Origin of the sequence: Alcaligenes faecalis (assembly GCF_002443155.1) — a bacterium.
In the GTDB taxonomy this organism is placed as follows: Bacteria; Pseudomonadota; Gammaproteobacteria; order Burkholderiales; family Burkholderiaceae_B; genus Alcaligenes; species Alcaligenes faecalis.
Genome location: NZ_CP023667.1, coordinates 3,287,396 through 3,299,310, shown reverse-complemented (window position 1 = coordinate 3,299,310; position 11,915 = coordinate 3,287,396). Strand labels below are relative to the sequence as shown.

Genomic DNA, 11,915 nt, shown 5'->3' with positions numbered 1-11,915 from the left:
ATGCGGTTTTTACACTCTGCGATGCTGTTGCGTCCGGTCAATGGCATTGTGGCTCAGATGAGTTGGGAACAGCAGGCAGCAGACCAATTGGGCTTGTCTTGGCGGACGCGTGCTTTTGCTGCGCCTGATGCCAAGATTCCCGATGCGATCCGAGTGGACTCAGGAGTGCAGGTTGATGGACGTAACAAGTTGAGGTTGGCCTGGGCGTGGGTGGCATTCCGCTTCAGCTACATTCGTTGGCTACGGGCGCAGAAGGATGTAGATGTATTTATCTTGCGCCATAGTGTCCATGACCCCTTCCAGTACATTTTTATCCGCAGCTGTTCGAAGCCTGTCTATCTGGTACACCACACCAAAGAGCTTGCTGAGCTGGCAGGGGGCGGTGCGCTTGGCAAGCTGCGCTCGTATGCTGAGGCGGTGTTGGGGCGTTGGTCAATTCGACGTGCGGCTGGTGTGATTGGTGTCACCCCAGAGCTCAGCGCCTATGAGTCTGATCGAGCCTGTCAGCCAGGTAAATACACATTGAACTACCCTAACGGGGTTATGTATAGCGGCCAAATCATGGCTGATCGTCGCCAAGAGCGACCTGAATTCCTGTTTGTAGCCAGCCATTTCTATGACTGGCATGGTTTGGACTTGATGCTGGATGCCGTCGAGCGTAGCCAGGCTGACTTTTGCTTGCATATTGTTGGGAATATCTTTGACGCTGATCTGGATCGGTGCCAGAGGGATTCGCGTATTGTTGTGCATGGCACTTTGAACGCCGATGAGATTTCTGCTTTGGCAGAACGTTGTTGGTTAGGACTCACCTCTTTTGCCTTGGGGCGAAAAGGTATGAAGCAAGCCTGTACTTTGAAGGTACGCGAATATCTCATGTTGGGTCTGCCTGTTTATTCGGGGCATGAGGATGTCTTTGATAATGCTTTCCCTTTTTATCGTCAGGGTCCCGTGGATATGGTTTCTATTCTGAATTATGCGCAGACAGTGCGCGCTGCAGACAGGGCAGAAGTTAGCCAGAAGGCACATCCTTATATTGCCAAGACTAGTTTGATCGCGGACTTGGCGCGAGCATTGACTGAACAAGAAGAGGCCAAGCGTTTATGACCTCGGAGCCAGTGCGCATAGAAGTTGATGCTCTTTACCGTTTGGTAGCGCAAGTTTCTTTTTTTGCCTTCTTTGCGTTTGGACCCGTGTGGAAGTTTCTGGAAACCATGTTTGGTTTTCCCAGAATTAATGTCAGTGTTCTTTATCTGCTTTGTGTTGCCTTATTGCTATCACTGATTGCTTGTAAAGCAGCTTTTCGAACTCGAGATCTCAAGGGAAAGCCGCTGTTTATCGCGGTCTTGATTTTGTTGATGTGGGTTTTACTTATCCAGATAGTTCAGTTCTCTAGCTTGTTGCAGCATGTAGATGTGTGGACGCTCTCCAAGTATTTTTCCAATACTGGTGTGGCACCTGTGCTTTTGGTGATGTTAGGAAAATGGTATGCCGACCAGTCTTCGGGGGTGGCCGCTACAGTTAGAGCGAGCTGGGTGTTTTCGACCACGATTTATGTGTTCAGCTATGTGTATATTGGACAGGATTTTCACAAAAATATTGTTGAAGCAAGTATTTACCTAAGGAATCTCTGAACAATTCCCCCGCGCAACGGTAAACTTCGTCTGTCACACCCTCACGAGTCTGTTCATCATGAGCCAACTGAGTTTTTCTGAAGCGGAATTTGCCGGTAAGCGCAAGCAGACACGCCGTGAGAAGTTCTTGAACGAGATGGATCGCACGGTGCCGTGGGATTACCTGGCCGGTGAGATTGCCAAGCACTACCCGCAAGAAGGCAAGGTGGGTCGCCAGCCGTATCCCATTGAGGCGATGCTGCGGATTCACTTCATGCAGCAATGGTTCAACCTGAGCGACCCGGCGATGGAAGAGGCGTTGTACGACAGTTTTTCGATGCGCCAGTTCGCCAAGCTGCCCGGTGGTCGTGCGCCGGACGAGACGACGATTCTGAACTTTCGTCACCTGCTTGAGAAGCACAACATTGCCGAAGAAATGTTCGAAGGCGTGAACCTGCTGCTGCAAGACTATGGGCTGATGGTGCGCCGGGGAACGATTGTGGACGCGACGATCATCGATGCGCCCAGCTCGACGAAGAACGCCCAGGGCGCGCGGGACCCCGAGATGCACCAGACCAAGAAAGGCAATAACTATTTCTTCGGCATGAAGGCGCACATTGGGGTCGATCTGCATACGGGCCTGGTGCATTCGATGGTAGGTACCGCGGCCAACGTGGCGGATGTGACGCAGGTCGATGGGCTGCTGCACGGTGAGGAAGAACTGGTCTTGGGTGATGCGGGCTATCAAGGTGTGGGCAAGCGCGAAGAGCACCAGGGGCGCGATGTGCAGTGGCATATTGCGTTGCGCCCGAGCCTGCGCAAGAGATTGAGCAAGACGGTGCAATCGTTGCAAGACGCCTATGAATACACCAAGGCCAGCCTGCGGGCCAAGGTGGAGCATCCGTTTCGGGTGATCAAACGGCAGTTCGGCTACACGAAGGTGAGGTATAGGGGGCTGGCGAAAAACACCGCGCAGTTGCTGACGCTGTTCACGTTGAGCAATCTGTGGATGGCGCGACGACATTTGATGGCAGAGGTGCGCCCATAGGACATCAAAAGGCCCGGAAAAGGGCTATTCTGAGCGAAAACACAACGGAAAATCGGGATTTTGGACGTTTTTTTCTGATTTTCTGAAATCAGGCGACAACCAGTGGGGAATTTGGGTCGGCTGGCTGATTGATCAGACCGTCCCTAACTCTGTCAGACTGCTACGCCATTGTTGCGTTGTTGGCTTTGGTATCAGTCAGGCGACGGGCTCATTTTGTTGCTTTATTTGTGATCAGCTTTTGGGTGCTGTTTTTTCTAAACTCCAGGTTTTCATTTCTTGCTTTTGTGCTGGCTTGTGTGGCCGTTATGTTTGTTCGCAACAAAGTAGCTGCAGTATGTGTTTTCTTGTTGTCGACGATGTTGTTGTTAATCTTAGGCCCATGGTTGGTCGATTTGCTGGGGTCGGATCATCGCATGGTCAGGCTGTTTCTTTTTGAAAATGACTCTTCCTTGTCGGGGCGCATGGAGTTATTGCAACAGGAATGGGAATTTTTGAGCGGAAATTGGGCCTTGGGGCGATATATGTATGATGTCGTAGCAACCGGTGTGACCGGTAATTACGCTCACAATTACCTTTCGTTTCTGAGCGCTTATGGTGTGGGCCCAGCTCTGGGGCTGATTGGTATTATCGTGGCAGGACTGATGAGTGGGGTGTTCGGTGCCATACGGCAGCATCATGTCCAAACTGTGTTGGCCGTATCGTTTTTCTGCCTGTTTGGCATTGTGGCTGCGCGCAGCTATTTGTACCCCTATATTTGGTTTGCTTTGGCGGCATTGGCCTCGTTGCCTTTGCCTGCTACTCATTCTAAGGCTTTCTAATGCAGTTTTCTTTGCTTCTTTCCTTGTACAACGGTGAAAAGGCCTCCAATTTCGAGCAGGCTATGGATAGTGTTGTGAGGTCCAGTCGTCAGCCAGATGAGGTGGTATTGGTTCTGGATGGTCCAGTTAGACCGGAGCTGAGTGAGTTGGTCGAGCGTTACCGCAGCAGCTTGCCAATGGTTGTCGTGCCATTGGAGAAGAATGTAGGTTTGGGTAAGGCTTTGAATATAGGTTTGCAACAGTGCCGCTATCCGTGGGTGGCCCGTTTTGATACGGATGATATTAACGAGCCAGAGCGGTTTGCGCTGCAACTAGCACAGTTGGAGCGTGACCCGCAGCTAGACATTATCGGCTCATCAATTGCAGAGTTTGCTGAAGACCCGCAGCATATTCGTAGTTACCGTGCTGCTCCAGAGAGCCATGAGGAGATCATGAAATATGGTCAGCGTCGAAACCCCTTCAATCACATGACGGTGATGTACCGTAAAGAAGCTGTGCTGCGTTGTGGTAGTTATGGGAATGAGTACTTTTATGAGGATTATGCCTTGTGGGTGCGCCTCTTGCTTTCGGGGGCAAAAGGTATGAATCTTCAGCAACCCTTGGTACGTGCACGAACGGATTTATCGATGTATCGCCGGCGTGGTGGCTGGCGATACGCGCGACAAGAGATTGCCGCGCAATACACGTTTTATTCTTTAGGCTTTATCGGTTTGGGGCGTTTTGTTCTCAATTGCATACAACGTACCCCAGCCCGTTTGTTACCGCCCTTTGTGCGTGAGCGGATTTATTTGCGATTACTGCGTTGAGTTGGCTTAGCGCGCGCCAAAGCCGGTGAGCATGGTTTTAATAGTAAGAAAAACAATGTGCAAGTCCAGATAGGTCGAGCAGTTCTTGATGTAATAAAAGTCATGCTCGATCTTGATGCGGGTGGCGTCTGCATCATCGGTGTAGCCTTGGCGGACTTGTGTCCATCCTGTAATGCCTGGCTTGACGACATGCCGATAATTATAGAAAGGGATTTTTTCGTCGAATTCCTGTACAAAATTTGGCTGTTCGGGTCGAGGGCCGATTAGGCTCATATCCCCTTTGATGATATTAAGGAATTGGGGGAGTTCGTCAATGCGTAGCTTGCGGATGATGCGGCCAATGCGTGTGATGCGTGGATCATCTTCTCCGGCAAATTGTTGGGTTTGCTCGCGATCAAAACGCATGCTACGGAATTTGTAGATGGTGAACTCTTTATTACCCAAACCAATACGTTGCTGTGTATAGATAATCGGCCCAGGGCTCTCTAGCTTGATCAGTAAAGCCGTGATCAGACCGATGGGCAGGACGATGGGCAAAGAGAGCAACACAATACTCAGATCCATGAGCAGTTTCGTGGCCTCGTAAACTTTGGTAGGCAGCAAGGCCCCCAGATTATTCTCTGACATGCGGTTGATGCGAACTCGGCCAGACAGGGATTCGTAAACTAGGCTGGCGTCATAAACCGGGATGCGATTTAACGCACATTGGGTTAGGAAGCGCTCGTCTTCTTTATGAAGATCGTTGAAATCCGCAACGACAGCATCATAGCGAACACCTTGCAAATCAAGCGTTTCTAAAGCGCGCGCATCAATATTATCCAGCTCAAACAGATGTTCACTCATTCCTCCTTTAATAATGGCAAGCTTCAGGCGGCGGTATTTCAGTGTGCTGAAGTGAGCCAGGTAAAACCAAAGCAGAGCGAACGCACCACTACTTAGCAAAATAAAGCGGGAAATGTTGGGGGTCAGAAAAAAGGAAAGCAGTGCGATAAGTACGTAAACAGTGATCACTTGGGGGGCAATGAACATGCTCGATTGTCCGCCCGGGTATGAGGTATTGATTTTGCGTACAAAAATATGAGAGATCAGGAAGGCGATCGAAGTAACGATCAAGGCTGTTTTTTGGCCCAGGTCAGGCGTGAGTAAGCCTTTCCATCCCCAGTGCAGGGCTGTGGGCAGAACGACAGAAACCAGCCAGCCTACAAGTAGCAGGAATGGCGATGAGAGCAGAATTTGCTCGTGTTTTTTCTGAAAGCGGCGGCTAGGTAAGGTGTTCATATCCTACGGTCGTATATGGTAGTGAAGGGCCACGTGCAAGCTTGATATAGATAGTAGCCTTCAATAATTTCTGATTGCATTAGCAATCAGTACAACAAATATTCCCAAGAATAGACCGAAAATAATTCCCATCAATAAAATTAAAGGCTTGATGGGTTTGATAGGTTCGAAAGGGGGATGCGCAGGCATATCGATGCGAGCGACCGAGAACGCTGGGGTGTTGTTGAGTGTTTCCAGCAGGGCTTGTTGAGTCAAGAGTTTGGGCAAACCGGCAATATAGGCATCTTGATCTTTACGATTGCTCAGGACGTCGATCTCGGCCTGTAGCGAACGGGTACCACGCATAAAGCTACCCTCATTGGCGGGACTATTGTCTAAAGTGATAACCGTTGTGCCGGGCATGGGAGCTTCCAGTCCCATAGCTTTGGCAACGACTAAGGCGTCTTGGAGGCGACCAATCCTCAGGTTTTGCAGATCCTGTTCCAGTTTGCGTAAAGTGGCGATCTGACTCTGCGTACTTTGTTTTTTGGCTGTGATTTCACTTTGCAGGTTTTGCAGGAGCTCGGTATGTGTTGCTGTGATAGCCAGGTTTATATAGTCATTCACCCATTGGGCAGCCAGCTTTGGGTCTTTTGCTTCGATAGAGACATTAATCGTCCCGTTATCTGATCCAGAACCACTGATCCTTAAGGATTTTTCCAAGCGTTTGGCCACCAGCTCCGTTTCATCCTCATTTTGAGGAGCAAAATGGGGTAGGTAGTGTTCTTTCAGGAACTTATTTTTTATTGATGCCGAGCTAAGATTTGTATAAAGAATTTCATAAGTACGTTCAGGGTTCAACCGGCGTGAAATTTCTTTTTCCGATATGCCTGAGTCGATCATGCTCAATGTTTCGGAGTACTCCGCTAAATCGCTTTCTTTAGGGGGCAATATTTTTGCAGTGGCCTGATAGGTGGGTGCTACTGCAATCAGATAGGCAATTGAAATACAGGTGCACAGGAGGGTAATGCCTAGAATTATTTTTTTTGACCCCCAAAACAGCCGCATTAGATCGTTCAGGCTAATGCTTTGCTTATCGGCTCTATGTTTCTGGCTGGCTGTGTTCACGCAATCTCCGGATGATTGTCAACGTTTTGCTGAGCTGGGGTTCTTAACCGTTAATTCTAAACTCAATAAGTTTAAAACGTTTATTTTCTAAGTTTTTTATCGATTGTTTTCTAAGGTTGGTACCCTGATAAAACAGTAATACTTAATTTTTGCTTAAGTATGTCAAATAAAGGCCGCAGTATGTTACAAATTGGCGGGAAGCGTCAGGGGCACGCTGGCATGGGCTCGAGGCGAAGTGCACGGAGTCAAGTCGCTTGAGCAATAATACCCTCCAGCCTGTGCGGGATTGGCGTTCCGCGGTAACTTACCAGAGAAACTTAGCAAGTAAGAACGAACAGCAATGATAGTATTTGTTGCTGCTTGTAAGCGTGCGTCTGCGTGGCTTGTCTGGTCCTGATTGTTGTATTGAAGTGACAGTCCAGGTAACAGTTGAAGCCCGTTCTAGACAAGCGAGGTGTGCTGGTTTATCGCGTGCAGGAATTCGTTGGGGCGTTTGCTAGAAAGGTAGCCAGGGGCTTTAGATGAGGCGGATGCGGTCTAGGTCGCAAAAAAATAAGATGATGAAATATAGAAGTGACATAGACGGGCTACGTGCTTTGGCGGTACTTTCCGTTCTGATCTTTCATTTGGACTCCAATTGGCTGCCTGGTGGGTTTGTCGGGGTTGATGTGTTTTTTGTGATTTCTGGTTTCTTGATCAGCCAGATCATAAAGAATGAAGTAATGGTTGGTGATTTTTTCTTCGCTGAATTCTATAAAAGAAGGATCCGAAGAATTCTTCCTCCTCTTTATATTATTCTGTTTTTTTCATTGTTATTTGGGTTTGTTTTTTTTATCCCAGAAGACTTTGATCAGCTGTTCCTATCTTTTTTTTATTCTTCTTTTTTTTTGGCTAACAGGTTTTTTTCAAAAGATGGTGGGTATTTTGATATTTCATCAGATGAAAAACCCTTGTTGCATATCTGGTCATTGTCAATAGAAGAGCAGTTTTATTTTATTTGGCCTGTTGTTTTTATTATTTTCTTCAAGCTTTTTTCTAAATATAAAAAAGAAAACCAGGATGCGGTGCTTGCCAGCGTTGTGGCCTGTGTCGTAGCGCTTGGCTTTGCGTATAGTCAGTTTTATCTTTTGTCTTCCAAGGCCGGAGACTCTGTCTACTTTCTGCTGCGCTTGCGCTTTAGCGAACTGCTGGTGGGAGCTCTGTTCGCTTTTTTGCCTACGTATGCTCATCGGTTGGGATGTCATTTACTTCAGTTGACAGGTGTGGTGCTGATTGTCAGTGGCTTGCTGGTGTTGGATAAGCACTCCCTGTTCCCAGGCTTGAATGCTCTCTTGCCATGTTTTGGGGCAGGCTTGTTCATTTACGGTGGCCGGTCAGAGCAGGCGCTTGGTGGCCTGGTCATGCGGTTTTTTCAGATGCCTTGGATGGTTGCTATAGGGCTGATTTCCTATTCCCTGTACCTTTGGCATTGGCCTGTGTTGGCCTACTTACGATACGTCTATGGGGCTTATGGTCTGCCCACTAGTTGGATGCTGGTTGCTGTTCCCTCTATATTTGCCTTGGCCTATTTGACTTACCGATTTGTGGAGTTGCCTTGCAAGCGTCTGAGTATCAATTTTACAAAAGCTTTTCTGCTCTTGTTTCTAGCCCCGGCTTTACTGCTAATCATGCTGGGGGCTGGTCTGAAGGCAGTCAAGCCTTCTTTGGATTTTGATCCTGCTCTTTTGAATTATGGGACAGATGTCTGTCATGGGAATTTTGATAAGCGGTGTTTGCGGGGGAGTCCGGATAGTTCGCGCCGAGTCTTGGTGACAGGGGATTCTCATGCAGCGGCTTTGAATTCGTTTATAGATGAGGTTGGGCGTCATGAGGGCTGGCAGGCTTATGTGGTAACAGCTAGCTCTTGCTCTCCGGTTTTTGGCTTCAGTGAAAATGTGTTGCCTGAGTCTTCGCGCGAACCCTGCAAGAATCTCAAGGAGTATGTGGTAAATGCTTATCAGCAGTATGACGCTGTCGTGTTTACCTCGTTTTGGTCTTATCAATTAGGTGATGAGCCAGAGCTTGCTGACCCCGCTTATTTGTCCAAACTGGAGCAGACCTTGCGCAGCATGGCTCAAACGACTCCCATTTATGTCTTGTCGGATGTACCGGAGTTGCCTGTGTCCCCTATTCGTTTGGAGCTTTTTGATCGCTTAGGGTTGCATATCGAAAGGGAATCGGGAGGAAAGGCCGATTTCGCCAATGTCAGGATCAAGCAGATTGTTGATCGAATCCCGAATGTACATTGGGTTGAGTTAGGACCTGTAGCGAAAAAGCTCTCCGAACAAGGTCGTTATGCGGGACGCATGGCGTATTTCGACAATAACCATCTCAATGTCTACGGTTCGATGTCTTTGGGACAGTTGTTTGTGCAGGAAGGGCACCGCTTGCTGTCTCGTTGAGGCTCTTGTCATGATGGGGGGCAGCCTCTTTCGGATAGGTAGGGAAAGAGATTGCGTAAAGAATTGAGTTTTTATTGTTTCTGGTTATAAGCAAATAAAGATGCGTCTCCCCAACAGGTTTAAGCTTCAGTTTTCGCCTGTTTCACGAGATCGTTATGTTTTCCCGTTATTTAGCCCCTGGCCTTCTTGCTCTATCCGTCTCCTTCTCCGCACAGGCTGCCGAGCAAGCGCTGGAGATCGGCTATTTGCCCATCATGCCTGCCGCTCAATTGTTCGTGGGCTTAGGGTCTGGTGACTTATTGCCAGAGGGACAAGCGGAACCCAAGCTGGTTCAGTTTCAAAGCGGTCCGGCGCTGACTCAGGCCTTGATCGCCGGTCAGCTGGATGTTGCCTATGTCGGTATTGGCCCCGCCTTGGTGGCCAAGGCTAAAGAGGCCGACGTCAAAGTTGTCGCCTCCAATATTGTGGAACAGGTCAGTGTGGTCGCTATTGGTGATCTGGCTGCTTATCTTGATGCCGACAAGCCTGATTTCGCAGCGGCTGTCGCCAAGTTCACCCAAGAGAAGGGTCACAAGCCCAAGGTTGCCAGCTACCCCAAAGGCGCTGTGCCAGAGGCTGCCTTGCAGTACTGGCTGCGCAATATGCTGAAAGTAGACCCGAATGTGGTCGAGGTGATCTACCAGGGCGAGGCCCAGATTCAACAGGCCTTGAGCAACCATGCTGTTGATGCCGCCGCCATTCTGGAACCTACGGTTAGCCAAATTCTGCAGCGCCAGCCCGATGCCAAGATTGTGGCTCACGGTGGGGAGTTGTTCCCCAATGAGCCCGGCTCGGTACTGCTGGTGCGTGAAGGCTTGATCAAATCCAATCCTGATCTGGTTCAGCATTTGGTGAATGCTCACCTGCGTGCCACTGCCATGTTGCGCGACGAGCCAGCCAAGGCAACGCCTTATGTGCAGAAGTATGTAGGCGGTGGTCGCTTGCCTAAAGAGATTGTGCAAGCCGCTATCGAGCGCTCGCGTGATCAGTTCCAGCCTGATCCTCACAAGATTATTGATGGCACGGTTCAGCTGCAGGATTTCCAGGTTTCTTTAGGCACGCTGGCTACCAAGCTGGATGATGTTCAAAGCCTGTTTGACGTTCGCTTTTATGAAAAGGCAGCACCGTAATGAGCGTTGCGAAACAAGCAAGTTTGCCCGCCGCAGCAGCCCCAACTGCGGGTGCTCTGGTTGATGCCTTGTGGCGTCGCGGTCTGGAGCGGATTGTTTACGGCGTAGCCGGTCTGGCCTTGTTTATCCTGGTGTGGCGCCTGGCTTATGTCTATGGCTGGGCTCCGCGCGGTACGCTGCCTGATCCATTGAGCTTGCCCTCGGCTTTGTTCCAGGAGATTGAAGCCGGTCGTCTTTGGCCGGCTGCTCAGTCCAGTCTGGTGCATTATTTCTGGGGCTTGGGCATCGGCACTTTCCTGGGTATTGCTTTTGGTCTGGCGGCGGCAACGATCCATCGCTTTGATTTGCTGCAAGCTTACTTGGTTCGCTTGCTGCGTCCTATCCCGCCCTTGGCGTGGGTGGTGTTTGCGATTGCCTGGTTCAAGGTCAGCCATACTGGCGCAGCCTTTGTGATTGCAATCGGTGTGTTCTGGCTGAATTACTTTGCTACTTACAGTGCGGTGCGCTCGGTAGACCCTCGCTATTACGAGCTGGCTGCGGCTTTCGGACATAACTCCTATTTCGCTCGCGCCTGGACGGTGGTTTTGCCAGCGATCAGCCCCGGCTTGTTGAGCGGTGTGCGTGCCGGTATCGGTCAAGCCTGGATGACGCTGATTGCAGCCGAGTTGCTGGGTGTGCCTGGCATGGGTCAGGAAATGAATGCCGCTGCGGGTGTGGGTGCTTACGATGCGGTGGTGGTCTATATGTTGATCATCTCGGTGGTCTACACCTTGTGCGACATGCTTTTTCTGGCTTTCAACAAATGGGTACTTCAGTGGCAGCCTTGATTCAGTTCCAGGGGTTTGGTTTTCAGTACCCCGGTGCGCCTGCACCTGTGATCCGCGATGTGAATCTGGAAGTTCAGGCAGGGCATTTTGTGGCGATTGTAGGTGGTTCGGGTGTAGGCAAGAGCACCTTGTTGCGTGCGGCAGCCGGTTTGAGCCAGCCTAGCTTCGGACATCTGCGTTCCAACCTGCAAGATAGTCCTGGCCGTCGTGCCAATGCCTTCGTGTTTCAGGACAGTCGTCTGTTGCCTTGGCGACGTATTGCTTCCAACGTGGCTTATGGTCTGGAAGGGTTGGGCTTATCGCGTGAAGAGCGTGATCAGCGTGTGGATGCCGCCTTGAATCAGGTGGGTTTGGCGCATCTGAAAGACCGCTGGCCGCATCAACTGTCGGGTGGTCAGGTACAGCGTGTTGGCATTGCCCGCGCCTTGGCTGTGCAGCCGGATTTGTTGTTGATGGATGAACCTTTTTCTGCCGTGGATGCCTTGACTCGTCAGGCCTTGCAGGATGAGCTGGTTCAAGTGTGGCAGCGTAGTTCGGCAGCGGTTCTGTTTGTGACGCACGACATTGACGAAGCGGTCTTTTTGGCCGATACCATTATCGTTCTGGGTGGCAGCCCGGCTGGTGTCAGCGCCCGGATAGAGGTAGACCTGCCACGTCCGCGAGATCGCACTACACCCCGCTTTGGGGAGTTGGTGAAAGAGGTTGGTCAGGCCTTGTAATTACGTCTGCCATTGCATCAAGAAGAACGGCCCATTGAGTGGGCCGTTTCTGTTGCCTACTCTTGTCTGCTGGTTCTGCATGGGTATGCTCA

General features: G+C 50.1%; 11 protein-coding genes. 9 read left to right on the top strand and 2 right to left on the bottom strand.

The window, feature by feature from the left end:
* The 5 genes from CPY64_RS15380 (at position 1) to CPY64_RS15360 (ending at position 4,282) form a co-directional block, all read left to right on the top strand.
* Positions 1 to 1,104: a glycosyltransferase family protein gene (locus CPY64_RS15380; protein ID WP_042486050.1), complete on the top strand. Its 1,104-nt coding sequence runs from the start codon at positions 1 to 3 to the stop codon at positions 1,102 to 1,104.
* On the top strand, positions 1,101 to 1,631 hold the full coding sequence (locus CPY64_RS15375) for a hypothetical protein (protein ID WP_054513289.1): 531 nt from the start codon (positions 1,101 to 1,103) through the stop codon (positions 1,629 to 1,631). The genes CPY64_RS15380 and CPY64_RS15375 overlap by 4 nt, the downstream gene beginning before the upstream one ends.
* 58 nt (positions 1,632 to 1,689) lie before the next feature.
* The gene (locus CPY64_RS15370) at positions 1,690 to 2,658 is read left to right on the top strand and encodes an IS5 family transposase (protein ID WP_054513305.1); all 969 of its coding nucleotides are present in this window, start codon (positions 1,690 to 1,692) and stop codon (positions 2,656 to 2,658) included.
* Positions 2,659 to 2,786: 128 nt separating this feature from the next.
* On the top strand, positions 2,787 to 3,476 hold the full coding sequence (locus CPY64_RS15365; RefSeq protein ID WP_123794683.1) for a hypothetical protein: 690 nt from the start codon (positions 2,787 to 2,789) through the stop codon (positions 3,474 to 3,476).
* Entirely contained in the window at positions 3,476 to 4,282 is an 807-nt protein-coding gene (locus tag CPY64_RS15360; RefSeq protein WP_042486818.1) for a glycosyltransferase, read from the top strand. The genes CPY64_RS15365 and CPY64_RS15360 overlap by 1 nt, the downstream gene beginning before the upstream one ends.
* 6 nt (positions 4,283 to 4,288) lie before the next feature.
* Here CPY64_RS15360 and CPY64_RS15355 read toward each other — a convergent pair whose 3' ends face one another.
* Together CPY64_RS15355 and CPY64_RS15350 are read right to left on the bottom strand one after the other, a co-directional pair.
* Positions 4,289 to 5,560 (bottom strand): exopolysaccharide biosynthesis polyprenyl glycosylphosphotransferase, encoded by a 1,272-nt coding sequence (locus CPY64_RS15355; protein WP_042486816.1) that lies wholly within the window; start codon positions 5,558 to 5,560, stop codon positions 4,289 to 4,291.
* Between the two features lie 60 nt (positions 5,561 to 5,620).
* Positions 5,621 to 6,667 carry an LPS O-antigen chain length determinant protein WzzB gene (locus CPY64_RS15350; protein WP_054513292.1) on the bottom strand — a complete coding sequence of 349 codons (1,047 nt, stop codon included), beginning with the start codon at positions 6,665 to 6,667 and terminating at the stop codon, positions 5,621 to 5,623.
* A gap of 557 nt (positions 6,668 to 7,224) precedes the next feature.
* Between CPY64_RS15350 and CPY64_RS15345 the strand changes: the two genes are divergently transcribed.
* The 4 genes from CPY64_RS15345 (at position 7,225) to CPY64_RS15330 (ending at position 11,823) form a co-directional block, all read left to right on the top strand.
* Positions 7,225 to 9,108 (top strand): acyltransferase family protein, encoded by a 1,884-nt coding sequence (locus CPY64_RS15345; protein ID WP_157766853.1) that lies wholly within the window; start codon positions 7,225 to 7,227, stop codon positions 9,106 to 9,108.
* Positions 9,109 to 9,263: 155 nt separating this feature from the next.
* Positions 9,264 to 10,277: an ABC transporter substrate-binding protein gene (locus CPY64_RS15340; protein WP_042486807.1), complete on the top strand. Its 1,014-nt coding sequence runs from the start codon at positions 9,264 to 9,266 to the stop codon at positions 10,275 to 10,277.
* Positions 10,277 to 11,104, top strand: coding sequence for an ABC transporter permease (locus CPY64_RS15335; protein ID WP_226791390.1), 828 nt, complete (start codon positions 10,277 to 10,279; stop codon positions 11,102 to 11,104). The genes CPY64_RS15340 and CPY64_RS15335 overlap by 1 nt, the downstream gene beginning before the upstream one ends.
* On the top strand, positions 11,080 to 11,823 hold the full coding sequence (locus CPY64_RS15330) for an ABC transporter ATP-binding protein (protein ID WP_226791389.1): 744 nt from the start codon (positions 11,080 to 11,082) through the stop codon (positions 11,821 to 11,823). Before CPY64_RS15335 ends, CPY64_RS15330 begins: the two co-directional genes overlap by 25 nt.
* Positions 11,824 to 11,915: the final 92 nt, after the last annotated feature.

What these genes read in the sequence shown, in the direction of transcription:
- CPY64_RS15375 (WP_054513289.1), top strand. Translation starts at nt 1,101, where the DNA reads ATGACCTCGGAGCCAGTGCGCATAGAAGTTGATGCTCTTTACCGTTTG.
- CPY64_RS15340 (WP_042486807.1), top strand. Translation starts at nt 9,264, where the DNA reads ATGTTTTCCCGTTATTTAGCCCCTGGCCTTCTTGCTCTATCCGTCTCC.
- CPY64_RS15370 (WP_054513305.1), top strand. Translation starts at nt 1,690, where the DNA reads ATGAGCCAACTGAGTTTTTCTGAAGCGGAATTTGCCGGTAAGCGCAAG.
- CPY64_RS15380 (WP_042486050.1), top strand. Translation starts at nt 1, where the DNA reads ATGCGGTTTTTACACTCTGCGATGCTGTTGCGTCCGGTCAATGGCATT.
- CPY64_RS15330 (WP_226791389.1), top strand. Translation starts at nt 11,080, where the DNA reads ATGGGTACTTCAGTGGCAGCCTTGATTCAGTTCCAGGGGTTTGGTTTT.
- CPY64_RS15345 (WP_157766853.1), top strand. Translation starts at nt 7,225, where the DNA reads ATGATGAAATATAGAAGTGACATAGACGGGCTACGTGCTTTGGCGGTA.
- CPY64_RS15355 (WP_042486816.1), bottom strand. Translation starts at nt 5,560, where the DNA reads ATGAACACCTTACCTAGCCGCCGCTTTCAGAAAAAACACGAGCAAATT.
- CPY64_RS15360 (WP_042486818.1), top strand. Translation starts at nt 3,476, where the DNA reads ATGCAGTTTTCTTTGCTTCTTTCCTTGTACAACGGTGAAAAGGCCTCC.
- CPY64_RS15335 (WP_226791390.1), top strand. Translation starts at nt 10,277, where the DNA reads ATGAGCGTTGCGAAACAAGCAAGTTTGCCCGCCGCAGCAGCCCCAACT.